The organism is Saccharopolyspora aridisoli (assembly GCF_004348445.1).
Taxonomy (GTDB): Bacteria; Actinomycetota; Actinomycetes; order Mycobacteriales; family Pseudonocardiaceae; genus Saccharopolyspora; species Saccharopolyspora aridisoli.
Map to the genome: position 1 here is coordinate 160,229 of NZ_SMKV01000005.1, position 23,745 is coordinate 183,973.

Genomic DNA, 23,745 nt, shown 5'->3' on the forward strand with positions numbered 1-23,745 from the left:
GTTTCAGACGCTACGGGCTGGGACCGACAATCCGACTCGCGGGGTTTGCGGCTCTTCCCGGTCCCGTGGCGCCATACTAAGCGAACGGATGTTCGAGCGTCAGGCCGACACGCCGGATGCGTCACCTGGTCGAGTGACAGTGCGATCAGCGCGCGACAGGTGGACACTCGGGACTACCTCGCTCGCAGGAGGTGCCGAAATGCGCATGGATCGCTACCTACCACCGGAACACCCGCTGAACCGCTTCTACCGGATCGCCGCGGCCGTGTTCGGGGCGTGCCTGATGGCCTTCGGTGTGCTCGGGCTCGCCAACCGGGTCCCGCTGCTCACCACCGACGGAGTCGACGTGCTGGGACTGTCCAGCAACGGCCTGCTCGCCGTGGTGTCTATCGTCGTCGGCGCCATCCTGGTCGCCGCCGCGGCCTGGGGCGGCCCCGTCGCCTCCACCACGACGGCCGCCATCGGGGTGCTGTTCTTCCTGTCCGGTCTGATCAACCTCGGCCTGCTCAACACCCCGTGGAACGTGTTCGCATTCGAGATGCGCAACGTGCTGTTCAGCCTCGTCGCGGGTCTGGTGCTGATGTTCTTCGGCTTCTACGGCCGGGTCAGCGGCGGACTCCCCGACGACAACCCCTACGTGCGCTACCGCCACGACGAACCGCCGGTCCAGGAGGACTCCCGGTCGGTGATCGCCGACGAGCGGCGGATCTCCGAACTGGAACCGATGTGCGCCGACGAACTCGCTGTCGCGGAGAATCACGCCACGCCTGAGCAGCGACGACGGGTCACGGCGGACCGGCTCGAGCACATGCGCCAGGAGCGGCGCCGCGCCTACGCCCACTACCGCGAATCTGGGCGCACCGAGCAGCAGCAGCTCAGCGCCCAGAACCCGTGGGCCGACTTCCAGCAGGAGGACGAGGCCCGGAGCTGAGAGCTGTGGAGCAATGCGGCGAAGCCGCCGCTGTTCCCGGTCCGCGGGGTCTCCAGCGGTCTCGGGGCGAGGGCACCGCGACGCCGTGCACTGGGCATGCATGAGCCGTGGCCTGCGGAGTCCGCCAAGCCGCGTCTTGTTCCGCCACCGGCACAGCTGAGCGAGGCGATCTCAACAACCCCTAGCGGCGTTCGGGCGGGACCTCGAAGGTCTCGCAGACCGCGGCCCAGACCTCCTTGGTCGTGTAGCCGTCCTCCAGGGCCTGGTCCACGGTGCGCCCTCCGAGGGCCGAGAACACGTGATCCTGGGAGAGCATCTCGGCCCGGACCCTGCCGAACTCCTCGGCCATGCGTTGGCGGAAAGCGGTGTGGCGCATCGTCGACCAGCCTACGTGGCGCCCGTACGCTGGTGGTGTGCTGCTCCTGCAGACCGATCCGACCGGTATGTCCACGCCGCTGGGCCAAGTGGTGATCGCCGCGACCCTCTTGGCCGTGATCGCGCTGGCCGTCCGCTTCCTCTGGCAGAACCGGAAGTGAACGGCGCCACCCCCACGGCCCCGTTGACCTCGGGTCGGACGAGCGTCATCACCAGCACCGATCGCCGGTGGTGGGCCCACCATGGGGAGCTCGACCGCTCCCCTCCCTGAGGGGGTGGATTTCCATCGAGCTCGCGCTCGACAGTTCCTGCTCCCCGTTCGGGGGGAATCCCGTTGAGGTCTTGCACCAGTTCCACAGGCCGTCACGCCAGCGGTACTTGAACGCGGAGTGCCCTGGCACCCAGGGGCGAAGTTGTGGACCTCCCGGAGGCAACCGATGGCACGCGGCAGCTCCGCAGCCTGCCCCGCATGGGGTGGAAGCGCTATTGCACGCCCGCTCCACCTGCGTCGTACTCGCGCCTCACGAGATATGACGTCAACCTGTAAGCGCCGATCTCTGGTCACGAACAACACTCGGGTTCGGCTCCCCCGCCCGCCTGAAGGCGGGCGTCACGCCGATTGGATCCGATGAGCGACGTGCTGGACGGTTTCTCCGCCGCGACCCGCGACTGGTTCCGCAGCGCCTTCGACTCGCCCACCGAGGCGCAGCGGGGCGCGTGGCAGGCCATCGCGGCGGGCGAGCACGCCCTGGTGGTGGCACCGACCGGATCCGGCAAGACGCTCGCGGCCTTCCTCTCCGCGCTCGACCGGCTCGCTTGCGAGGGCGTGCCGTCGGAGCCGAAGAAGCGCTGCCGGGTGCTCTACGTGTCACCGCTGAAGGCCCTGGCCGTGGACGTGGAGCGCAACCTGCGCGCGCCGCTGGCGGGGATCCGGCAGGCCACCCAGCGGCTGGGCAGCGAGCCGCCGGACATCCAGGTCGGCATCCGCACCGGCGACACCCCCGCCGACCAGCGACGTTCCTTCGCCCGCAAACCGCCGGACGTGCTGGTCACCACTCCGGAGTCGCTGTTCCTGCTGCTGACCTCGGCGGCGCGCGAATCGCTGGCCGGGGTGGAGACGGTGATCGTCGACGAGGTGCACGCGGTCGCGGGCACCAAGCGCGGCGCGCACCTGGCGCTGTCGCTGGAACGGCTCGACCAGCTGCTTGCCCGCCCCGCCCAGCGGGTCGGGCTGTCGGCGACCGTGCGACCCGTCGAGGAGGTGCGGACCTACCTGGCAGGCGGTCGGCCGTTGCGCACCGTGCAGCCCGCCCACCCCAAGGAGGTCGAGGTCCGGGTTGAGGTGCCGGTTCCGGACTTGGCCGAGCTCGGCGCGTCCACCGGCGAGACCGGAGAGCAGGCGGCCGAACAGCACACCTCCATCTGGCCTTCGGTCCAACAGCGCGTCCTGGAGCTGATCCAGCAGCACCGATCGACCATCGTGTTCAGCAACTCGCGGCGGCTGGCCGAACGGCTCACCGCCGGCATCAACGAGCTCGCCGCCGAACAGCCGGAGCCGGCGACCCGGTTCCCCGCGGAGGCCGTCGGCGGCTCCGGCATCGGCTCGGGAGCTCCACCGGTGGTGGCCAAGGCGCACCACGGCTCGATGTCGAAGGAGCAGCGGGCCGTCGTCGAGGAGGAGCTCAAGTCCGGGCAACTGCCGTGCGTGGTGGCCACCTCCTCGCTGGAGCTGGGCATCGACATGGGCGCGGTCGACCTGGTGGTGCAGATCGAAACGCCGCCGACGGTGGCCTCCGGGCTGCAGCGCATCGGGCGCGGCGGTCACCAGGTCGGCGCGGTCTCCCGCGGCGTGGTGTTCCCGAAGTTCCGCGGCGATCTGATCGGTTGCGCGGTCGTGTCGGAACGGATGGCGGGCGGGCTGATCGAGTCGATCGCCTACCCGCGCAACCCGCTGGACGTGCTGGCGCAGCAAATCGTGTCGATGGCGGCGATGGACGACTGGCCGGTGGCCGAACTCGCCGCGCTGGTGCGCCGCTCGGCCCCGTACGCGGGGCTGCCGGACTCGGCGCTGCACGCGGTGCTGGACATGCTCGCCGGGCGCTACCCCAGCGAGGAGTTCGGCGAGCTGCGGGCGAGGATCGTGTGGGACCGGGTCAACGACGAGCTGCGAGCCCGTCCCGGCGCGCAGCGGCTCGCCGTGACCTCCGGCGGCACCATTCCCGACCGGGGCCTGTTCACCGTGACCACGCCCGGCGACGAGGAGGCCGGTCGCGGTGGCGTGCGGGTCGGTGAGCTCGACGAGGAGATGGTCTACGAATCCCGCGTCGGCGACACGTTCCTGCTGGGCACCAGCGCGTGGCGGGTGGAGGACATCACCCACGACCGGGTCATCGTCACCCCGGCGCCGGGCGAGCCCGGGCGGATGCCGTTCTGGAAGGGCGATCAACCCGGACGACCGCTGGAGCTCGGACGCGCCCTGGGCGCCTTCGTCCGCGAGCTGACCAGCGCGGATGCCGACGACGCCCGGGAACGCCTCACGGTCGCCGGGTTGGACCAGTGGGCTCGCGACAACCTGATGTCCTACTTGGACGAACAGCGGCGTGCCACCCGGCACGTGCCGGACGACCGGACGATCGTGGTCGAGCGGTTCCGCGACGAGCTCGGCGACTGGCGGATGGTGATCCACTCCCCCTTCGGAGCCCAGGTCAACGGACCGTGGGCGCTGGCCGTCGGCGCGCGGATCAGGGAACGGCGCGGCGTCGAACCGCAGATCGCCTCCTCCGACGACGGCATCGTGCTGCGGCTGGCCGACGCGCTCGACGATTCCGGCGCCGAGGTGCTGCCGACCGCCGAGGACGTGCTGCTCCCACCGACCGAGGTGCAGCAGATGGTCACCGACGAGGTCGGCGGTTCGGCGCTGTTCGCCGCCCGGTTCCGGGAGTGCGCGGCGCGGGCCTTGCTGCTGCCGCGCCGGGACCCCCGCCGCCGCACCCCGCTGTGGCAGCAGCGGCAGCGGTCGGCGCAGCTGCTCACCGTGGCAGCGCAGTACGAGCAGTTCCCGATCGTGCTGGAGGCGATGCGGGAATGCCTGCAGGACGTCTACGACGTGCCGGGTCTGACCGAGCTGATGCAGCAGGTCGCGGCCCGCAAGGTGCGGGTCGTCGAGGTCGAGACGCCGACCCCCTCGCCGTTCGCGCGCAGCCTGTTGTTCGGCTACATCGGAATGTTCCTCTACGAGACCGACGCTCCCCTGGCCGAGCGCCGGTCGGCGGCGCTGAGCCTGGACTCCACGCTGCTCGCCGAGCTGCTCGGCTCGGAGGCGCTTCGCGAACTGCTGGATTCCGAGGCCCTGGACGAGATCGAGCAGCAATTGCAGCGGCTCGCCCCCGAACGCCACGCGCGCGACGCCGAAGGCGCGGCCGATCTGCTGCGCTTCCTCGGCGATCTGTCCACGTCGGAGGCCGAGAAGCGCGGTGTGCGACCGGAGTGGCTCGAGGAGCTGGCCGAGCAGCGCCGCGCCCTCGAGGTCCGGATGGCCGGTGAGCAGCGCTGGATCCCCATCGAGGACGCGGGCAAGGTGCGCGACGCGCTCGGCGTCGCGCTGCCGGTCGGCGTGCCGGAGGCGTTCACCGAACCCGTCGCCGATCCGCTGGCCGACCTGCTGATCCGCTACGCGCGTTGCCGCGGCCCGTTCACCGCCGATGCCGCTGCCCGGCGGTTCGGGCTGGGCGTGGCCGTGGTGCACGGCGTGCTGGACCGGCTGACCGGTTCCGGACGTCTGGTGCGCGGCGAACTGCGCCCCCTGGAGGCCGGTGGAGGAGGTGCGCTGGACTACTGCGACGCCGAGGTGCTGCGCCGGTTGCGGCGGGCGTCGCTGGCACGGCTGCGGGCCGAGGTCGAACCGGTGGAACCCGCCGCGCTGGGCCGGTTCCTGCCGGTGTGGCACGGCATCGGTGCGCGGCTGCGCACCGTTCCGACCGTCGACGACGTGTACTCGGTGGTCGAGCAACTCGCCGGGGCACCGGTCCCGGCGAGTGCCCTGGAGTCGCTGGTGCTGCCCGCGCGGCTGCCCGGCTACTACCCCGCGCTGCTCGACGAGCTGACCGCGACGGGTGAGGTGAGCTGGGTGGGGTCGGGCTCGCTGGCCGGTGGTGACGGGTGGATCGCGCTCGCCCCGACCGACGTTTCCGACCTCCTGCTGCCGGACCTCCCGGAGAATTCGGCGGATTCGCCGCTGCACCGAGCGGTGCTGTCCTCTTTGGAGGGTGGCGCGCTGTTCTTCCGGCAGCTGGCCGATCGGGCCGTCGGACTGCTGCTGGAGCAAGAGGAAGCAGCACCTGCCGACGACGTGATCACCACCGCGCTGTGGGACCTGGTCTGGGCCGGGGCGGTCACCAACGACACCCTCGCCCCGCTGCGCGCCCTGGTCTCCGGCCGCGGTGCCGCGCACAAACCGCGTCGCAGCGCGCCGCGCGGCCGGTACGCGCGGCTGCGGGCCGGCCGTCCCTCGATGCCGCCGCGCGGTGGGCCACCGACGGTGTCCGGACGCTGGTCACTCGCCCCGCAACCCGCCGCCGAGCCGACGCGCCGCGCGCACGCCCGCGCCGAAGCGTTCCTGGAACGGCACGGGGTGCTGACCCGCGGCGCCCTGGACGTCGAGCGGGTGACCGGCGGGTTCTCGGCGGTGTACAAGGTGCTTCGGGCGATGGAGGAGTCCGGTCGCTGCAGGCGCGGTTACGTGATCGAAGGGCTCGGCGCCGCGCAGTTCGCGGTTCCGGGTGCGATCGACCGGCTGCGCGCACTGTCCGGCGACGACGAGGCGAGCCCCGACGCGGTGGTTCTGGCCGCCGCAGATCCCGCGCAACCTTACGGCGGCGCGCTGGACTGGCCCGCGCCGATGGGTGACACCCGGCACCGGCCGGGCCGGAAGGCCGGCGCGCTGGTGGTGCTGGTGGCCGGTGAGGCGGTGTTCTACGTCGAACGCGGCGGCAAGTCCCTGCTGTCGTTCACCGACGCCGATTCCGCGCTCCGGGCGGCGGCAGCGGGCCTTGCCCGCGTGGTGCGCGAGGGCTGGCTCGACCAGCTCGCGGTCGAGCGAGCCGACGGCGAAGGCGCGTGGGGTTCGCGGCTGGCGGAAGTCCTCGCGGAGGCGGGGTTCCGAGCCACGCCGAAAGGTCTCCGGCTTCGGTCGTGAGCGTTCGCTACGAATCCATGAACGGTGCGGTGCAGGTGAATTCGCCGCGCACTGCCGGGTCGTACCCGGCCAGCGGGCGGACCGGGAGGGGCGAGGCCCACTCGGGCACCGCCGGTGTGATGCCGATGTTCGCGGCGGGTTCGAAGCCGAACCGGGGGTAGAACTCGCGGTGGCCGAGCAGCGCGACCAGCGGTTCGCCGAGCGCGTCGGCGGCGCCGAGCACCGCGTGCTTGAGCGCTGATCCGATGCCCGCGCGCTGCGACTCCGGCGGCACGCCGATCGGCCCGAGCGCCAGCACCGGGACCGCACCGACGTGCGCTCGGCTGCACACCACGTGCCCGACGACCTCCCCGGAACGCTCGGCGACCAGCGACAACGCGGGAAGCCACGCATCGCCCAGGCGCAGGGCGTCGACGAGCCCGACCTCGGCCGGAACGCGGTGCGGGTCCTCGGCGTCAGCGAAGGCCGCGGCGTGCACCTGACCGATGGCGGCGAGATCGGCGGTGACTTCTCGGCGGATCAGCATCCGCCCACGACGTGGCCCCCTCCTGAGTTCGGGCAATCGAGTTTCGACGAACCGACCACGGCGGGCTCGTGGTCACCGGGTCGCCAGTTGCAGCAGGCCCCAGAGCTGGGCGATGGCGTCCGGGTCGCCGCTGGTCTCCACGGCGCGGTTGGGCAACCGGCCCCACATCCACAGGTAGACGGCGCTCGGGTCGCCGCCGACCACGGCGTCCGGGGTCGTGGTGACCACGTCCTCGGAGCTATTCACCGCCGCACCACTCGGATCCGCGGTGACAAGCCAGTTGCGTCCGGGCACGTGCACGCCCACCGAGCAGGACCGGGTCGCGGTGATCTGCAGCGAGTGAAGGCGGTAGCCGAACCAGGCTCGCAGCACCTCGTCGATGCCGTCGGCGGCGACCTCCGGATCGATCGGCGTGTGCTCGATGCCCGCCGCCGTTTGCACGTCGGCGCGGTGCACGGTGGTGGCGTGCAGCATCCGCCGCACCCAGAAGGCCACTGCGTGCTGCTCGGGCCACCACGTCGGGCACGGGTCGTCCGGCGGTCGGGAGATGAACTCGGCGAGCAGGTCGGCCATCCGGACGGCGAACCGGTTGGTCAGCTCCCGCAAGTCCGGTTCGGCGGGCAGGCCCCAGTGGCGTTGCGCCTCCGGTGACCCGAGCCAGCACAGCACGTCCTCGCACAGGTCACCGAGGTGTCGGAGCGTCTGGCCGACCGTGCGGCCGGACGCGCTGAACACAGGTGCGTCGACGTGCACGTCGTGCGTCGCAGCGGTCAGCAACTGCGCCTCGATGCCCAGTTGATCGAGCATGCGTCCGTGTTCGAGTCCCACGTCAGCACCGTTCACGCGTCGCCCCCAGCAGGCTCCGCCCCACGATGCCGAGGAATCTCCGGCTGTTGTCCAGCAGTTCGTCGGCGTGCGCGTCAGTCGTGGTCGGGACCCCGGCCTCGGCAGCGGCCCGCTGGTCTGAGCGCGCGGCGAAGTAGGCGGCCCACTCGCGCAGTTCTGGTGCGGCGGCGGTGAGCAGTTGCCACACGCTCGCCGGCCGCTTGTCCTCGCGAGGCGCGACGCGCGCCACGACCACCGCTGTGGCGGCCCGCAGCGCCGCCAGGTGCGCGGCGATGAACCGCTCACCCGGGCGGTCCGCGGTCTCGGCCTCGTGCAGGCAGGTTCGCGCGTGCAGCAGGAGCGAGAGGGCACCGGCGGGCGTGTCCGCCTCCGGCGTGGGCCCCTGGTTCTCGACGGAGTGTCGCGGCGACGGGATCGACAGGTCGGTGGGATAAGACATCGGCTCTCTCCCTTCAGCGGTGAGGTCCGGTGGTGAGGTGCTTCCCCCACCCCACCACCGGACCGAGGCCCGAACGAGGCATCGAACGCCCGTTCGAACATGCCCAGATTAGCGCCGAGCCGAGATCGACTCAAGCGATGCGCTGTAGCTCACCTGTTCGAGTGCAGGTGAGCGTGAGGTGCCGAGCGACAGCGTTGCCCGGGAGCAGGAAAGACCTCAGACACGAGAGGCGTTAGTGTTCGGCCGTGACCGCTGCGCCATCCCCCAGCTGCGACCGGGTATTCGAACTGACCGCCGAACAGATGCGAGCGAGACTCCCGGAAGCCCTCCGGATCTACGTGACCGCGATGGGCTACCCACCGGTGACCGCCCAGCAGCGCGCGCCCATGTGGTCCGCTCACATGCTTCGCGCGGGCTGGCGCTGCATCGGCGCGTTCAACGACGACGACGAGCTCACCGGCATCGGCTACGGCTACCTCGGCGCCCCGGGCCAGTGGTGGCACGAGCAGGTCCGCCAAGGACTGGCCACCGCCGGCGGCGGCGGGGAGTCCTGGCTGGAGGACTACTTCGAACTCACCGAGCTGCACGTGCACCCGAGCGCGCAGGGCGCCGGCCTCGGCGAGGAGATCCTGCGCAAGCTGCTCGCCGGAGCACCCGGCAGCAAGGTCCTGCTGTCCACCCCGGAGGGCCCGACCCGCGCCTGGAAGCTCTACCAGCGCGTCGGCTTCCAGGACGTCCTGCGCAACTACAGCTTCGCCGGTGATCCCAGGCCCTTCGCAGTCCTGGGCCGCCCCCTGCCCCTCCAGCCCTGACCGACGCGGAACTGCGGTGCTCGTCGAGGCGAACGCCGCAGTTCTCGCCTTCCGGGTACTACTGAACTACAGCTCCACGAGTTGTTCGCGGAGGGTGTCCAGGCCCATCGAGCCCATCTTGAGGGCTTCGGTGTGGAACGCCTTGACGTCGAAGTTCGCGCCGTGGCGCTGCCTGGCCTCGTCGCGAGCGGCGCGCCACAGGCGTTCGCCGAGCTTGTAGGACGGGGCCTGACCGGGCCAGCCGAGGTAGCGGTCGATCTCGTCGCGCACCTGCGCCTGGTCCGTGATGGTGCGGCTGAGCATGAACTCCAGTCCCAGCTCCGGCGTCCACACCTCGCCCTCGTGGAACCCCGTTCCGGCCGGGATCTCCAACTCCAGGTGCATGCCGATGTCCACGACCACGCGCGCGGCGCGGAAGAGCTGGTCGTTGAGCATGCCGAGCAGGTCGCCGTCGTCGGAGAGGTAGCCGAGCTCGCGCATCAGCCGCTCCGCGTAGAGCGCCCAACCCTCGCCGTGCCCGGAGACGAAGCAGGCCAGCCGCTGGAACTTGTTGAGCCGCTGGGCCTCGTGCACCGAAGTCGCCACCTGCAGGTGGTGTCCGGGAACGCCCTCGTGGTACACAGTGGACACTTCGCGCCAGGTCGGGAAGTCCTGCCGGTCGGCCGGAACCGACCACCACATGCGGCCGGGCCGCGAGAAGTCGTCGGTCGGGCCGGTGTAGTAGGCGCCAACACCCCCGCCGGGCGGGGCGATCTTGCACTCCAGCCGCATCAGCGGGTCGGGGATCTCGAAGTGCGTTCCGCGCAGGTCGGCCAAGGCCTGGTCGGACAACCGCTGCATCCACTGCTCGAACTCGCGCTGGCCGCGCACCCGGTAGCGCTCGTCGGCGTCGAGCACGGCCGCGGCCTCGGCCAGCGTCGCGCCGGTCTTGATCCGGTTGGCGACCTGCTTCATCTCCGCCTCGATGCCGGAGAACTCCTGCCAACCCCACTCGTAGGCCTCGCGCAGGTCGAGCTTCGCGCCGGTGAAGTAGCGCGACCAGAGCCGGTAGCGCTCCTCCCCCACCGCGTCCTTCACCGGTGCCTTGGGCAGCAGGTCGCCGCGCAGGAAGTCGGCCAGACCGGCGTAGGCCTCCGCAGCCGATTCCGCGGCCGTCTCCAGCTCCCGGCGCAGCGAGTCCTCGATGCCCTGGGCGCGGCCGACCATCGCGGCGAAGAACGACTCCTCACCGTTGCGCCCGGACCAGATGTCGCACTGCTCGGCGACCTTGCGGACCTGCCGCGCCGCGGAGACGTTGCCCGCCGCGGCCGCTTCGGTCAGCCCGGCGCGCAGCCCCAGAACCGCTTCGGGCATCGCCGAGAGGCGGCGGCCGATGGTCCGCCAGTCGGAGTCGGTGTCGCCGGGCATCAGGTCGAAGACCTGCCGCAGCTCTTGCGCCGGGCTGGCGATCACGTTCAGCGAGGACATGTCCGCGCCGATCTCGTGCAGTTCGAGGTCGAGCCCGATGCGCTCGGTGAACACCGCCTTCGCGATCCGCTCGGCGTCGTCGGCCGGTTCGGCCTCGCGCACCTCGGCGAGGCTGCGGGCTGCCAGTTCGGCGCGCGCCCGGTGGCCGTCGGGCGAGTAGTCGGTCAGTTGCTCTTCCCCACCGGGCAGGCCCAGGTAGGTGCTCGCGATCGGATCGAGCGCCGCCAGCTCGTCGACGAACCGGTCGCTGATCGCGTGTACGCCGTTGTGGTCAACTCCCATGCCGCCACGCTAGCGCGCGCCGAAAGAACCGACGCGATACGACGAAAAGCGGACACCGCCGACGATCACACGAACGGCGAACTCCCCGCTTCGATGGCAGCATCCCTCGCGTGGAGGGGAACACACCGCGCCGAACCCTGTTGGTACTGCTGATCATCCTGCTCGGCACGATGCTCAGCGGATGCCTGCACGTCAGGTCCGCCATGACCATCTCCGGCGACGACAAGGTGTCCGGAGAGGTGCTGGTTGCCACCGAAACGCCGGACGGCAAGGTCCCGTTCGACCTCCGACCGCCCCCGGCCCTGGCCGATCGCGTCCATGTCCGCCCCTACAAGGAGGGCACCAGGGTCGGGGCGAACCTGTCGTTCAACGACCTCTCCTTCCAGGAGGTCGAGCAGCTCGCAGCGGCGATGAGCCCGGCGGATTCGCGCTTCTCGCTCCAGATGCACCGCAGCGGTTCGCTGGTGATCTTCCAAGGCCAGGCGGATCTGACGCCGCTGGCGGACACCGACAGCGGCATCGAGCTCAAGATCAGCGCACCGGGCCAGATCACCACGACCAACGGCGAGGAGAGCGCGGGCACGGTCACCTGGCTGCTGAACCCGGGCGAGGTCACCCAGCCGTACGCGACCTTCCAGTTCACCACCGGCTCCGGTCTGGACTGGATCGGGTGGGCGTTGCTGGTGGGCGGAGTCGCGATCGTCTCGGCGGTCCTGATCGCCGCGCTCGCCCTGCGCAACCACTTGCGAACCCGGCCCGGCGCCAAGCTCTGAGCACGAGCTCCGCAACGACCCGAGATCGTGACCCTCCGGAGTTCGACCAGATACGGGGAGCAACGCCGTGGCCCCGCAGGAAGCCGCGTGACGGTATCGCGCAGGATGGAGGTGTGCCTCCCATGTACTCGGCCACCATGCGGGCCGTCGGCGGCAACGCCGATTTCGAAGCTGATCTGCCCGGTCACGTCCAGCGGGTGCTGGCCACCTGCTTGCAGGCCCGGCGCGACGAGGCGGCCGACCTCGACCCCGCAGTCGGGTCGGCGGTGGCCGAGCTCAACGACTTCGTGCTCGGCGGTGGCAAGCGCATCCGCCCGACCTTCGCCTGGTGGGGCTGGCGGGCCTGCGGTGGCACGGCCAACGGGCCCGAGGCGGAGGCGATGCTCCAGGCAGCCAGCGCCCTGGAGCTGATCCAGACGTGCGCGCTGGTGCACGACGACCTCATCGACGAGTCCGACACGCGGCGCGGCAAACCGACGATCCACCGCCGGTTCCAGCAGCAGCACCGGGACTCCGAGCACACCGGCGACGACACCCAGTTCGGCATGGCCGCGGCCGTGCTGCTCGGCGACCTCGCGCTGGCCTGGGCCGACGACATGCTGCACAGCTCGGGCATCCCGGCCGAGGCGATGATGCGTGCGCTGCGCCCGTGGCGCGCGATGCGCACCGAGGTGCTCTCCGGCCAGTACCTGGACGTGCTGGGACAGGTCAACGTCGATGAATCGCCCGAAGCCGCGTTGAAGATCTGCCTCCTCAAGGCAGCCTCTTACACCGTGCAGCGGCCTCTTGAGCTGGGTGCGGAGATCGCCGGGGCCAGGCCCGAGGCGCTGACCGCGCTGCGCCGGTTCGGCTCTGACATCGGCGTGGCGTTCCAGCTGCGCGACGACCTGCTCGGCGTGTTCGGCGACCCCGCGGTCACCGGCAAGCCAGCCGGAGACGACCTGCGCGAGGGCAAGCGCACTGTGCTGATCGCCGAGGCGGTCGCGGCCGCCCACGAGCGCGACGACCAGGCGAAGCTGGACCTGTTGCACGAGGTGCTGGGCGATCCGCTGCTCACCGAGCAGCGGGTGGAGTCGGCCCGCGAGGTGCTCACCGAGCTGGGAGCGGTGGCGGCCGTCGAGAAGCGGATCACCGAGCTGACCGGATCGGCGATGCTCGCGCTGCACACCGCCGGGCTCGATGAGCCCGCGGCGTCGCGGCTCGCCGAGCTGGCCATCGCGGTCACCGACCGGAACCACTGAAGCCATGCGCTCGGTCACCGGACGCACCGACCACGTGGTGATCGTCGGCGCCGGGCTGGCCGGGCTGTCCGCGGCGCTGCACCTGGCTGGTTCGGGGCGGCGGGTGACGGTCGTGGAACGCGCCGGGGTGCCCGGTGGCCGGGCCGGCCTGAAGGTGCTCGACGGGTACCGGATCGACACCGGCCCGACCGTGCTGACGATGCCGGAGCTGCTCGACGAGGCGCTGCACGCCGTCGGCTCGTCAGTGCGCGAACGCCTGGACCTGATCCCGCTGCACCCGGCCTACCAGGCGAGGTTCACCGACGGATCGGCGCTGGACGTGCACACCGACGCCGACGCGATGGAGCACGAGGTGCGGCGGCTGGCCGGACCGCGCGAGGCCGACGGGTACCGGCGGCTGCGGCACTGGTTGAGCGAGGTCTACCGGGCGGAGATGCACCGGTTCATCGACGCCAACTTCGACTCGCCGCTGGACCTGGTCTCGCCGGAACTGGCGCGGCTGGTGGCGCTCGGGGGTTTCGGCAGGCTCGGCCCGGCGATCGGTCGGTTCCTGCGCGACGAGCGGCTGCGCCGGGTGTTCTCCTTCCAAGCGCTCTACGCGGGTCTGGATCCGCGCCGCGCGTTGGCGCTGTACGCGGTGATCTCCTACATGGACACGATCAACGGCGTGTGGTTCCCGCGCGGCGGCATGCACGCGGTGCCCGCGGCGATGGCCGAGGCCGCAGCGCAGGCCGGGGTGGAGTTTCACTACGCGACCGAGGTGACCGGCTTGGAGCGCAGCGGCGACCGGGTCAGCGCGGTGCTCACCGCCGACGAGCGGATCGCCGCCGACGCGGTGGTGCTCACCCCCGACCTGCCCGTGGTGCACCGGCTGCTGAGCAGCCGACCGAAGCGCCGGTTGCGATGGTCGCCGTCGGCCGTGGTGCTGCACGCGGGCACCAAGCGGAGCTGGTCGTCGGCTCATCACACGATCTCCTTCGGCGAGGCGTGGCAGAGCACCTTCACCGAGATCATCCGCGACGGGCGACCGATGACCGACCCGTCCCTGCTCGTCACCCGGCCGACGGCGAGCGATCCGTCGCTGGCCCCGGACGGCAGGGAACTGCACTACGTCCTCGCGCCGTGCCCGAACCTGCAGACCGGCCCGATCGACTGGGCGCGGGTGGGGCCCCGCTACCGGGAGGAGCTGGTGCGCGTCCTCGACGACCGGGGGTTCTCAGGGTTCGGCGCGGCGATTGAGACGTCGGACCTGGTGACGCCCGTGGAGTGGGCGGCGGAGGGACACGCCGCGGGCACTCCGTTCTCGGCCGCGCACACCTTCTCCCAGACGGGACCGTTCCGGCCGAAGAACCTCGTGCGCGGTCTGGGCAACGTCGTCCTCGCGGGTTCCGGCACGACTCCGGGGGTCGGGGTTCCTCCGGTGCTGATCTCGGGGAAGCTCGCCGCGCAGCGGGTCCTGGGTCGTCCGAGCTCCAGCTGACCAGACGAGGAGGACGCGGTTCGTGCCCGCGACCCCGGATGGCGGGGCACCGCCGATGTGGCGATGATGCTCATCGCGGGGACCAGTGATCTTCACGGCTCCGCCGCAACGACACCCCAGTGATCGAGGAGACCACATGTCCAAGCCGCCGCTGCCGCCCGACGCCGTCGAGCTGTTGCGCCGCGCCAACCCGTCCGTGATCACGACGCTGCGCTCCGACGGCACGCCGGTGTCCACGCCCACCTGGTACCTGTGGGAGGACGACGGCCGGGCCATGATCAACATGGACGCCGCCCGCGTTCGCCTCAAGCACATCCAGCGGGACCCGCGCGTGTCGCTGAGCGTTCTGGACTCCGGCGACTGGTACACCCACGTCACCGTCATCGGCCGGGTGACCGAGCTCAAGGACGACGAAGGACTCGTCGACATCGACCGCCTCGCCAACCTCTACCTCGGCAACCAGTACCCGAACCGGGAGAACCCGCGGGTCAGCGCCTGGATCGAGGTCGACAAGTGGCACGGCTGGGGCTCGATGAAGGACAACGACCAGCCCGGCTGAGCACGTTCTCCCCGGGTGGCGCCACACCACCCGGGGAGCCCGTCAGAAGCCCAGAGCTTGAGCCCGGCGCTTGACCTCTCGGCCTCGGTCGCCGCGCAGTGCGTCGATCGGGGAGCCCGGGAGCGTGTCGTCCGGGGTGAACAGCCACCGGAGGATCTCGTCCTCGTGGTAACCGGCGTCCCGGAGCAGGGTGATCGTGCCGGGCAGCCCCTTCACGATCTCGTCGTCGACGAAGAAGGCGCTGGGCACGCCCAGCTCCTTGTTCCGCCGCAGGGCGAGCAGATGACCATCACGAATGAGTTGGTGCACCCGGGTGACGGACCGACCGAGCTTCTCAGCCACGGCGGTCAGCGGCACGACCTCCACATCGGGAGCCAGCACGTCCGGGGCAGCAGGAATTGCAACCACATCGAACACCTTGCCACATGACCGCCCGGCGTGCCGCGCACCGCACGGGTAAAGTTGTTGATCACCGCCCCTGCCCGACCGAGCACCGGTACCGTGCGCGTACCTGCCACAATCGGTGGTGGCAAGGACCCCGGGGAATGGCGAGCGATGACACCTGAGATGCGGCACGGACAGGGCAGCAGCCTCGTCGGAGCCTTTCTCGAACGTCGCTACCGGGTCGACTCGATGATCGCGCGCGGTGGCATGTCGACCGTTTACCGAGGTCTGGACACCCGCTTGGAGCGCCCGGTGGCGCTGAAGGTGATGGACGCCCGCTACTCGGGCGACCGCTCCTTCGTCGACCGGTTCGAGCGCGAGGCCCGCTCCGCCGCGAAGCTGCACCACAACGACGTCGTGGCCGTCTACGACCAGGGTGTGGACCACGGACCCGACGGCGACCACGTGTTCCTCGTCATGGAGCTGGTCGAGGGATGCACGCTGCGCGACCTGATCCTGGACCGCGGCGGGAAGTTGCCGCTGGCCATGGCGATCAGCGTGATGCAGCCGGTGCTCTCGGCGCTGGCCTCCGCCCATCGCGCGGGCATGGTGCACCGCGACGTCAAGCCCGAGAACGTGCTCATCGGCAAGGACGGGTCGGTCAAGGTCGCCGACTTCGGGCTGGTGCGCGCCGCCGCCGAGGCGGGCACGACCAGCGGGAGCGTCATCCTCGGCACCGTCGCCTACCTCTCCCCCGAGCAGGTCACCACGGGTGCCGCCGACGCGCGCACCGACGTCTACGCCGCCGGGGTCGTGCTCTACGAGCTGCTGACCGGACGCCCGCCCTTCACCGGCGACACGGCGATGTCGGTGGCCTACCAGCACGTCAACGACGACGTGCCGCCTCCCGCGTCGACCTCACCGGAGGTGCCCGACGCGGTCGACGCGCTCGTCCTGCGCGCCACCCGGCGCGACCCGGCGCAGCGTCCCGCCGACGCGGAGGCGTTCCTGGCCGAGCTGGAGCAGGTGCGCAGCGACCTGGGCATCGCCCCGGTGGCCGTACCGGTGCCGGCCTCGGAGGCCACGACCGCGCTGATGCCGCCGGTCGCTGACCCGCCGACCCAGCAGTTCCCGACCGTGCGAGCCCAGCCGACCCGGGTCGAGCCGATACCGGCGGACTTCGAGCAGCAGCCGCGCCAGCACACCCGCGCGCTCGCTCGTCCGGCCACCGAGGACTACGACACCCTGCGGCCGGGCGCGGGCATGGAGCCGCAACGGCGCAAGGGCCGCCGCAACGGCGCGATGTGGGCCGCGATCGTGCTGGTCCTGGCCGCGCTGGTGGGCGGCGCCGCGTTCTGGCTCGGCTTCGGCAGCTACGTCTCGGTGCCCAGGATCGTCGGGGTGTCCGAGCAGCAGGCCGTCCAGTCGCTGCGCGGTGCCGGGCTGACGGCGAACGTGACCAAGGAGAACGACAACGACGTGCCGGAAGGCATCGTGCTCAGCTCGAACCCGTCCGAGGGTTCGCAGGTGCGCAGCGGTGGTTCGGTGGAAGTCGTGGTGTCGCTGGGCAAGCCCGCCGTGCCGCAGATCGCCGCGGGCATCACGGTCGCGGAGGCCGAGAACCTGATCCGCAACGCCAAGCTGCAGCCCAAGCACGACTCGTCCTCGGCGCAGTACGACCGCGCGGTGCCCGAGGGGCACGTGATCAGCGTGGACCCGGCTCCGGGCACCCGGGTGAACCTGAGTTCCGAGGTGTCGCTGATCGTCAGCAAGGGCCCGCCGCCGGTGCAGGTCCCGGACGTGCGCGGGATGAGCCGCGAGGACGCCTTCACCACGCTGAGCAACTCGGGATTCGAGCCGTACGAGGCGGGCCAGCAGTTCGACGGTGACATCGATGCGGGGAAGGTGGTCAGCACCAACCCGACGATCGGCACCGAGGTCAAGCTGGTCGGCCGTCCGCGCATCGGCGTGGTGGTGTCCAACGCGGTTCCGGTGCCCAGCCTCAACGGCATGAAGGTCACCGAGGCGCAGGTCCGAGTTGCTCAGCTCGGACTTCAGCTGAGCGTGCAGGCGCTGTTCCAGCGCGAGGACATGGTGATCTTGGGCCAGTACCCGCTGCCGGGCAGCCGGGTGCAACCAGGCTCAGCCGTCCACGTCACGGCGTTCTGAAACTCGCTCCCCGATTCGGCGGTCGCTTCTTCGGTGGAAGATCTCCACCCATCGGCGTGATCCTGATCTCGTGTCTGAGTTGTAACGTTTTTGCTACGTGTGGATCTACCTGGGGCGATTCGGGATGTGAAGATCATCCGTGAACGCATCGCAACACGCGGTCTGACCTGGTCAGGGCAGGACGGCCGGGCGCTTGTGGAAATATTGAGCGCACCATGGCCCCGATTGTCTCCGTGGAGTCGGCACCAGGCAGGTCCGGACGGACCCAGGACACGACAGCCGACCCGTTCAGCTTCGGCGGACGTCTCCCCGGACGTCCGCTGCCCTTGCGCACCATCGCGCTCGGCTCGATCGGTTCCGTGCTGCTGCTGGCCGGCTCGGTCGGCGCCGCGGGAACCCTGATCCACGATCCGGTCCTCGGCGACGGCCCGATGTCGGTGCTGCGCTACGGCCACGGTCGCGACGTCGCGGTCACCGTCGTCTACGCGGGGTTCGCGCTGCTGGTCTGGGCGTGGGTGCGACTCGGCCGCGGCGTGATCGCACGACTGGTGTCCTCAGGCGGAGTGCTGTGGGCGACGGCCGCCTGGCTGGCGCCGATCCTGGTCGCCCCGCCGCTGTTCAGCCGCGACGTCTACAGCTACCTCGGCCAAGGACTGCTCGCGCTCAACGGCCTCGACCCCTACGGCGTGGGCCCGGCGATGCTGACCGGCCCGATCCCGGAGAACGTCCACCCCACCTGGCAGACCACCCCCGCGCCCTACGGCCCGCTGTTCATGGGCGTCGCCAAGGGCGTGATCCTGCTGGCCGGGCACGACGTGATCGCCAGCGTCATCGTCATGCGGCTGGTGCTGCTCGGCGGCCTGGTGCTGCTGATCTGCGCGCTGCCCGGACTGGTCGAGCACCTGGGCGGGCGTTTGCCGGTCGCGCTGTGGCTGGTCGCAGCGAGCCCGATGACCGTGGTGCACCTGGTCGGCGGCCCGCACAACGACATGCTGATGATCGGCCTGCTCGCGACCGGGACGCTGGCCATGCTGCGGGGACGCAACGTGCTCGGCATCGGCCTGGTGTCGGCGGCGATGGCGGTGAAGGCGACCGCCGGGCTGGCGCTGCCGTTCCTGGTGTGGATCTGGGCGGCCCGGCTGGAGGGTCCGAGGCCACGCCGGTTCGTGCACGCGGTCGCGCCCGCCCTGGGCGTGTTCGCGGTGGTCTTCGGCGCCTGCATGGCGCTGGCGAAGGTCGGTTTCGGCTGGCTGTCGGCGCTGTCGGCGCCCGGCATGATCGTGAATTACCTGTCGGCGCCGACCGCCGTCGGGCAGGCCGTGCACACCGTGCTGTCGCTGTTCGGCGAGCTCAACATCTGGCCGATCGTGGGCACCACCCGCACGCTGGGCTCGATGCTGCTGCTGGCGCTGCTCGCCTGGAACTGGTGGCAGGCCCGCGACGGTGGGACCGAAGCGGTGCGGCGCGCGGCGATCGTGCTGTGCTGCGGGGCGCTGCTCTCGCCCGTGGTGCTGCCCTGGTACCTGACCTGGGGTCTCGCGCTCGGGTCCGCGTTCGCCTGGACCCCCCGCGCCCTGTCCTACGTGGTGGGCGCCTCGATCGCACTGGTGCTCGCCTACTACCCCGACGGCGAGCAGGCGATGTACAACTGGCCGTTCGTCGCCGTCGGCATCGGCGCGGCCGTGCTGGGCGGGACCTCGCTGCTGCGCTTCGACCCGCTCGGGCTGAGCGGCCCGATCCGCGACTTCACTCGCGACCTCCGCGAAGAACACCTGCTCCGCCGTTGACAACAGGGCCCGGAGGAGATTCCGGGCCCTGTGCGATGCCAAGCAGGACGAGCGACCGGTCGAAGATCAACCTCGCAGCATCTCGGCGACCAGGAATGCCAGTTCCAGCGACTGCTGGGTGTTCAGGCGCGGGTCGCAGGCGGTCTCGTAGCGACCGGACAGGTCCGAGTCGGAAATCTCCTGGGCACCGCCCAGGCACTCGGTGACGTCCTCACCGGTCAGCTCGATGTGGATGCCGCCCGGGTGCGTGCCCAGCCGGTTGTGCACCTCGAAGAAGCCCTGCACCTCGTCGACGACGCGGTCGAAGTGGCGCGTCTTGTAGCCGGTGCTGGCCTCGTGGGTGTTGCCGTGCATGGGGTCGCACTGCCAGATCACCTGGTGCCCGGAGGCGGTGACCTTCTCCACGATGGCGGGCAGCACGTCGCGCACCTTGCCGTTGCCCATCCGGCTGATCAGCGTGAGCCGGCCGGGTTCGTTGTTCGGGTCCAGCCGCTCGACGTACTCGACGGCCTGCTCGGGCGTGGTGCTCGGGCCGATCTTGAGGCCGATCGGGTTCGAGATCAGCTCGGCGAAGGCGATGTGCGCGCCGTCGAGCTGACGGGTGCGGTCGCCGACCCACAGGAAGTGACCGGACAGGTCGTAGAGCCGGGGCGTGTCGCCGCTGTGGTCCAGCCGCAGCATGGCCCGCTCGTAGTCGAGCACCAGCGCCTCGTGGCTGGCGAAGAACTCCACCGAGTGCAGGCTGGAGTCGTCGACACCGCAGGCGTGCATGAAGCGCAGGCCACGGTCGATCTCGGCGGCCACGGACTCGTAGCGCTCGCCGGCCGGCGAGTTGAGGACGAAGTCCTTGTTCCAGTCGTGCACCTTGGTCAGCGCGGCCATCCCGGCGCTGGTCAGCGCGCGGGAGAGGTTCATCGCGGCACTGGCGTTGGCGTAGGCGCGAATCAGCCGCGACGGGTCGTGCCGCCGGGCCTCCTCGGTGGCGACCAGCGAGTTGACCATGTCGCCCCGGTAGGAGGGCAGACCGAGCGCGTCGGTGTTGCTCGAACGCGGCTTGGCGTACTGGCCGGCGATTCGTCCGAGCTTGACCACCGGCATGCTCGCGCCGTAGGTCAGCACGACGGCCATCTGCAGCAGGGTCCGGATGTTGCCGCGGATGTGCGGCTCGGTGTTGTCCGCGAACGTCTCCGCGCAGTCACCTCCCTGCAGCAGGAACGCCTCACCACGGGCGACCGCGGCGAGGTGGTGGCGCAGCTGGTCCACCTCGGAGGGCACGGTCACCGGCGGAACGCTCTCCAGCACCTTGCGAACGTTGCCGACCTCTTGGTCCGGCCACGTCGGCTGCTGAGCGGCGGGGCGAGCCAGGGCGTCGTCGAGACGGGCGCGCATCTCCGACGGCAGCGGAGGCAACTCGGGCAGGTCATCTACGGGGACGTCGACGGTCCAGTTCACGCGAACAAGAATAGGCTCTCCGCGCTACTGCTTTTCCGCCGGGAGCGCAGTCTCACACCCGTCGCCGTGATCCCCGACCACCGGTCGGCGTCGATTCAGAACCGGAGCGGGCCCGTCCACCGCGCGAACCCCTCACGTCCTAAAAAGCCCACCAAGGTCACCGCAAGCACCACACGCACCACTTCAGGGCAGCCCTGACCTGACGCGGGAGCCACGAGACGCGCGACGCTCGACCTCCGGGCGCCCGTCGCGGTCGTCCACATGGTGGAACGCGGGGGCGCCGACGACGTCCCCGCGTCCGCATCGCCGGATCAGCCGAAGAGGACTTCGGCTTCGGCGTAGCGCTCCAGCGGGACCGTCTTCAGCGACGCCGTCGCCTCGCTGAGCGGGACGCGGATGATGTCGGTTCCGCGCAGGGCGACCATCTTGCCGAAGTCGCCGTCGGTGACGGCGTCGATGGCGTGCAAGCCGAAGCGGGTGGCCAGCACCCGGTCGTAGGCCGTCGGCGTGCCGCCGCGCTGGGTGTGGCCGAGCACCACCGCGCGCGACTCCTTGCCGGTGCGCTTGGAGATCTCATCGGCCAGCCACGTGCCGACACCACCGAGCCGGACGTGCCCGAAGGCGTCCTTCTCGCCGGTCACCAGCCGCTCCATGCCGCCTTCGGGGACGGCTCCCTCAGCGACGACGATGATCGGGGCGTACTGACGCTCGAAGCGCTGCTCGACCCACTCGACGACCTTCTCGACGCTGAACTCCTGCTCGGGCACCAGGATCACGTTGGCACCACCGGCCAGGCCGGAGTGCAGCGCGATCCAGCCCGCGTGCCTTCCCATCACCTCGACGACCAGTGCGCGGTGGTGCGACTCGGCGGTGGTGCGCAGCCGGTCGATGGCCTCGGTCGCGATGTGCACCGCGGTGTCGAAACCGAACGTGTAGTCGGTGGCATCGAGGTCGTTGTCGATGGTCTTGGGCACGCCCACCACCGGCACGCCGTCATGGGTGAGCTGCTCGGCCACGCCGAGGGTGTCCTCGCCGCCGATGGCGATCAGCGCGTCCACCCGGTGCTGGGCGATGGTCTCCTTGAGCCGGGCGATGCCGTCATCGATCTTGTACGGGTTCGTGCGCGAGGATCCGAGGATCGTGCCACCCCGGTTGAGGATCTCCTCCACCCTGTCCAACGTCAGCGGCGTGGTCAGGTCCTCCACCGGGCCCTGCCACCCGCTGCGGAATCCGAGGATCCCGTGCTCGTACACCGAAATCCCCTTGCGGGTCACCGCTCGGAGCACCGCGTTCAGCCCTGGGCAGTCTCCGCCACCGGTGAGCACTCCGACACGCATTCCAGCCGGCATCGCTGTTGCCGCCTCCTTGAGTCCAACCCGTTGAGTGATCCACGTCTCCCCCGAGGGGCAGCGTGGCACGGACTGGATCGGTGCAGCAAGGACCTGGCGCGATTACCCGCCATCGAGATCGAGAAGACCGCCCTACAGCGGGTATCCGCGCTTGCGCTGGACCTCCTCGATGACCTTCCAGCGTTCGAGGTTGTGCTTGGCGTCGGCGAGCGCGTCGTGGGCGTTGTCCGGGGCCGACGGCAGCTTGGGCTTGCCGACGTCCTCCCAGCGCTGCCGCAGGTCGCGGGTGAACTTCGGCATCCGGGACGGCAGCGTCGGCATCGGGCCCCACAGCTGCGCCAGCGCCACGTGGTCGTAGGCGGCGTACCAGGCCCACAGCTCGATGTTCCCGTTGCGCGAGGTGAGGAACTTGTACAGGTCCTCGCGGATGCGGGCACGGGACTTCCAGCACTGCTCGGCCGGCGGGGGCAACTGCGGCAGGACGTGCTGACGCACCCAGGCGCCCGCGCGGGCGGCGTCGAACTCGGTGGACACCGCGTAGAACTCGCGACCCGTCTCGTCGACCACACCGATCGACACCAGATCGATGGTCCGCCCGTCCTCGATGAACTCGCAGTCGTAGAAGTACCGCACCCACGAAGCGTATGCGGCAACGTCCGAGCTCCTCGGTCCGGCCTGTCAGCCCGCCTTGGACTGCGGCAGCCGCGAAGCCGAACTGCTGCTCCACCCGCCCAGGTCGTTGCCCTTCGCGGCCAGCTCGTCCTTGACCTTGGAGGCGTAGACGTCGACGTACTCCTGGCCGGAGAGCTCCATCAAGGCGTACATGATCTCGTCGGTGATCGAGCGCTCGACGAAGCGGTCGCCGGCCATCCCCTCGTAGCGGGAGAAGTCCAGCGGCTCGCCGACCTTGACCACGACCTTGTGCGGCCACCACATCTTCGAGCCGATCGGATTGACCTTGTCGGTGCCGAACATCGCGATCGGGATCACCTGCATCCCGGATTCCAGCGCCATCCGGGCCACGCCGGTCTTGCCCTTGTAGAGACGGCCGTCCGGGGAGCGGGTGCCCTCCGGGTAGACGCCCAGCAGCTTGCCCTCCGACAGCAGCCGCACACCCGTGTCCAGGGCGGCCTGCGCGGCGGCACCGCTGGAGCGATCGATCGGCACCTGGCCGACGCCGGAGAAGAACGCCTTCTTGAACTTGCCGCGCACACCCTTCCCGGTGAAGTACTCGCGCTTGGCCAGGAACGTCACCCGGCGCGGCATCATCAGCGGCATGAAGAACGAGTCGGCGACGGCCATGTGGTTGCTGACCAGGATCGCGCCACCCTCGCGCGGCACGCGCTCGACGCCTTCGACGCGCGGGCGGCAGAACAACTTCATGAGGGGACCGAGCAGTAGGTGTTTCATCACCCAGTACATCACGGCGCCGCCGCCTCCTCACGCGCGAAACTTTGCTGTTCAGCGTACGGAGCGCGAACTTTGCGCACAATGAGCACCGTCCGGGAACCGATCACGTCACACCTGGTATGGGATCGTCCGTTGCACTCGTCCCCCACCGAGGTGCGAACAGCGGATCCTCAGACCCGACGAGCCAGTCCCAATCGTCGGCTCAGCGTGCGACGATGAAGCGCAACAGGCACAGCGGCCCCGTGGCGTTCGAGCCGGGTGGGAGGTTC

General features: G+C 70.5%; 20 protein-coding genes. 10 read left to right on the plus strand and 10 right to left on the minus strand.

Translation table 11 applies throughout. The features are described from left to right. Positions 1–199 precede the first annotated feature (199 nt). A complete protein-coding gene (locus tag E1161_RS05830) occupies positions 200–931 on the plus strand; it encodes a DUF4383 domain-containing protein (protein ID WP_235874812.1) in 732 nt (243 codons plus the stop codon). A gap of 181 nt (positions 932–1,112) precedes the next feature. On the opposite strand, the gene E1161_RS05835 is transcribed toward E1161_RS05830, so the two are convergent. After that, positions 1,113–1,307 carry a DUF3046 domain-containing protein gene (locus E1161_RS05835; RefSeq protein ID WP_132620346.1) on the minus strand — a complete coding sequence of 65 codons (195 nt, stop codon included), beginning with the start codon at positions 1,305–1,307 and terminating at the stop codon, positions 1,113–1,115. A gap of 37 nt (positions 1,308–1,344) precedes the next feature. On the opposite strand from E1161_RS05835, the gene E1161_RS28305 reads away from it, so the two are divergent. Beyond that, positions 1,345–1,467 (plus strand): hypothetical protein, encoded by a 123-nt coding sequence (locus tag E1161_RS28305; RefSeq protein ID WP_268951371.1) that lies wholly within the window; start codon positions 1,345–1,347, stop codon positions 1,465–1,467. 467 nt (positions 1,468–1,934) lie between these two features. Beyond that, entirely contained in the window at positions 1,935–6,500 is a 4,566-nt protein-coding gene (locus tag E1161_RS05840; protein ID WP_132620348.1) for an ATP-dependent helicase, read from the plus strand. Positions 6,501–6,507: 7 nt separating this feature from the next. Here the strand turns inward: E1161_RS05840 and E1161_RS05845 are convergent, their stop codons facing one another. From E1161_RS05845 to E1161_RS05855, 3 genes are all read right to left on the minus strand, one after another. Then, a complete protein-coding gene (locus E1161_RS05845; RefSeq protein ID WP_132620350.1) occupies positions 6,508–7,026 on the minus strand; it encodes a GNAT family N-acetyltransferase in 519 nt (172 codons plus the stop codon). A 72-nt stretch (positions 7,027–7,098) separates the two neighbouring features. Next, complete coding sequence (locus tag E1161_RS05850; protein WP_165939700.1) at positions 7,099–7,833, minus strand: maleylpyruvate isomerase N-terminal domain-containing protein; 735 nt, start codon at positions 7,831–7,833, stop codon at positions 7,099–7,101. Between the two features lie 22 nt (positions 7,834–7,855). After that, positions 7,856–8,311, minus strand: a complete 456-nt coding sequence (locus E1161_RS05855) for an SAV_6107 family HEPN domain-containing protein (RefSeq protein WP_132620354.1) — start codon at positions 8,309–8,311, stop codon at positions 7,856–7,858. Between the two features lie 245 nt (positions 8,312–8,556). On the opposite strand from E1161_RS05855, the gene E1161_RS05860 reads away from it, so the two are divergent. Beyond that, positions 8,557–9,123: a GNAT family N-acetyltransferase gene (locus E1161_RS05860; RefSeq protein WP_132620356.1), complete on the plus strand. Its 567-nt coding sequence runs from the start codon at positions 8,557–8,559 to the stop codon at positions 9,121–9,123. A 66-nt stretch (positions 9,124–9,189) separates the two neighbouring features. On the opposite strand, the gene E1161_RS05865 is transcribed toward E1161_RS05860, so the two are convergent. Next, a complete protein-coding gene (locus tag E1161_RS05865; protein WP_132620358.1) occupies positions 9,190–10,872 on the minus strand; it encodes a DUF885 domain-containing protein in 1,683 nt (560 codons plus the stop codon). A gap of 110 nt (positions 10,873–10,982) precedes the next feature. Between E1161_RS05865 and E1161_RS05870 the strand changes: the two genes are divergently transcribed. From E1161_RS05870 to E1161_RS05885, 4 genes are all read left to right on the plus strand, one after another. Then, complete coding sequence (locus E1161_RS05870; protein ID WP_235874813.1) at positions 10,983–11,645, plus strand: DUF3153 domain-containing protein; 663 nt, start codon at positions 10,983–10,985, stop codon at positions 11,643–11,645. A 122-nt stretch (positions 11,646–11,767) separates the two neighbouring features. Next, on the plus strand, positions 11,768–12,886 hold the full coding sequence (locus tag E1161_RS05875) for a polyprenyl synthetase family protein (RefSeq protein WP_235874814.1): 1,119 nt from the start codon (positions 11,768–11,770) through the stop codon (positions 12,884–12,886). Positions 12,887–12,890: 4 nt separating this feature from the next. Next, entirely contained in the window at positions 12,891–14,366 is a 1,476-nt protein-coding gene (gene crtI, locus E1161_RS05880; protein ID WP_132620360.1) for a phytoene desaturase family protein, read from the plus strand. A 136-nt stretch (positions 14,367–14,502) separates the two neighbouring features. Further along, on the plus strand, positions 14,503–14,925 hold the full coding sequence (locus tag E1161_RS05885; protein ID WP_132620362.1) for a PPOX class F420-dependent oxidoreductase: 423 nt from the start codon (positions 14,503–14,505) through the stop codon (positions 14,923–14,925). 42 nt (positions 14,926–14,967) lie between these two features. Here E1161_RS05885 and E1161_RS05890 read toward each other — a convergent pair whose 3' ends face one another. After that, complete coding sequence (locus tag E1161_RS05890) at positions 14,968–15,333, minus strand: Rv2175c family DNA-binding protein (protein WP_207920121.1); 366 nt, start codon at positions 15,331–15,333, stop codon at positions 14,968–14,970. A gap of 147 nt (positions 15,334–15,480) precedes the next feature. Between E1161_RS05890 and pknB the strand changes: the two genes are divergently transcribed. Together pknB and mptB are read left to right on the plus strand one after the other, a co-directional pair. Continuing rightward, a complete protein-coding gene (pknB, locus tag E1161_RS05895) occupies positions 15,481–17,478 on the plus strand; it encodes a Stk1 family PASTA domain-containing Ser/Thr kinase (protein ID WP_132620364.1) in 1,998 nt (665 codons plus the stop codon). A gap of 215 nt (positions 17,479–17,693) precedes the next feature. Then, positions 17,694–19,265, plus strand: a complete 1,572-nt coding sequence (mptB, locus tag E1161_RS05900; RefSeq protein WP_132620366.1) for a polyprenol phosphomannose-dependent alpha 1,6 mannosyltransferase MptB — start codon at positions 17,694–17,696, stop codon at positions 19,263–19,265. 66 nt (positions 19,266–19,331) lie between these two features. On the opposite strand, the gene E1161_RS05905 is transcribed toward mptB, so the two are convergent. The 4 genes from E1161_RS05905 to E1161_RS05920 all read right to left on the minus strand — a co-directional run bounded on the left by E1161_RS05905 (position 19,332) and on the right by E1161_RS05920 (position 23,491). Continuing rightward, a complete protein-coding gene (locus tag E1161_RS05905) occupies positions 19,332–20,717 on the minus strand; it encodes a class II 3-deoxy-7-phosphoheptulonate synthase (protein ID WP_132620368.1) in 1,386 nt (461 codons plus the stop codon). 311 nt (positions 20,718–21,028) lie between these two features. Next, on the minus strand, positions 21,029–22,054 hold the full coding sequence (locus E1161_RS05910) for a 6-phosphofructokinase (protein ID WP_132620517.1): 1,026 nt from the start codon (positions 22,052–22,054) through the stop codon (positions 21,029–21,031). Between the two features lie 144 nt (positions 22,055–22,198). Continuing rightward, the gene (locus tag E1161_RS05915) at positions 22,199–22,699 is read right to left on the minus strand and encodes a polyadenylate-specific 3'-exoribonuclease AS (RefSeq protein WP_132620370.1); all 501 of its coding nucleotides are present in this window, start codon (positions 22,697–22,699) and stop codon (positions 22,199–22,201) included. Positions 22,700–22,744: 45 nt separating this feature from the next. Then, positions 22,745–23,491: a lysophospholipid acyltransferase family protein gene (locus tag E1161_RS05920; RefSeq protein WP_132620372.1), complete on the minus strand. Its 747-nt coding sequence runs from the start codon at positions 23,489–23,491 to the stop codon at positions 22,745–22,747. Between the last annotated feature and the right edge of the window lie 254 nt (positions 23,492–23,745).

What these genes read in the sequence shown, in the direction of transcription:
- E1161_RS05830 (WP_235874812.1), top strand. Translation starts at nt 200, where the DNA reads ATGCGCATGGATCGCTACCTACCACCGGAACACCCGCTGAACCGCTTC.
- E1161_RS05835 (WP_132620346.1), bottom strand. Translation starts at nt 1,307, where the DNA reads ATGCGCCACACCGCTTTCCGCCAACGCATGGCCGAGGAGTTCGGCAGG.
- E1161_RS05840 (WP_132620348.1), top strand. Translation starts at nt 1,935, where the DNA reads ATGAGCGACGTGCTGGACGGTTTCTCCGCCGCGACCCGCGACTGGTTC.
- E1161_RS05845 (WP_132620350.1), bottom strand. Translation starts at nt 7,026, where the DNA reads ATGCTGATCCGCCGAGAAGTCACCGCCGATCTCGCCGCCATCGGTCAG.
- E1161_RS05850 (WP_165939700.1), bottom strand. Translation starts at nt 7,833, where the DNA reads ATGCTCGATCAACTGGGCATCGAGGCGCAGTTGCTGACCGCTGCGACG.
- E1161_RS05855 (WP_132620354.1), bottom strand. Translation starts at nt 8,311, where the DNA reads ATGTCTTATCCCACCGACCTGTCGATCCCGTCGCCGCGACACTCCGTC.
- E1161_RS05865 (WP_132620358.1), bottom strand. Translation starts at nt 10,872, where the DNA reads ATGGGAGTTGACCACAACGGCGTACACGCGATCAGCGACCGGTTCGTC.
- E1161_RS05875 (WP_235874814.1), top strand. Translation starts at nt 11,768, where the DNA reads ATGTACTCGGCCACCATGCGGGCCGTCGGCGGCAACGCCGATTTCGAA.
- crtI (WP_132620360.1), top strand. Translation starts at nt 12,891, where the DNA reads ATGCGCTCGGTCACCGGACGCACCGACCACGTGGTGATCGTCGGCGCC.
- E1161_RS05885 (WP_132620362.1), top strand. Translation starts at nt 14,503, where the DNA reads ATGTCCAAGCCGCCGCTGCCGCCCGACGCCGTCGAGCTGTTGCGCCGC.
- pknB (WP_132620364.1), top strand. Translation starts at nt 15,481, where the DNA reads ATGACACCTGAGATGCGGCACGGACAGGGCAGCAGCCTCGTCGGAGCC.
- mptB (WP_132620366.1), top strand. Translation starts at nt 17,694, where the DNA reads ATGGCCCCGATTGTCTCCGTGGAGTCGGCACCAGGCAGGTCCGGACGG.
- E1161_RS05910 (WP_132620517.1), bottom strand. Translation starts at nt 22,054, where the DNA reads ATGCGTGTCGGAGTGCTCACCGGTGGCGGAGACTGCCCAGGGCTGAAC.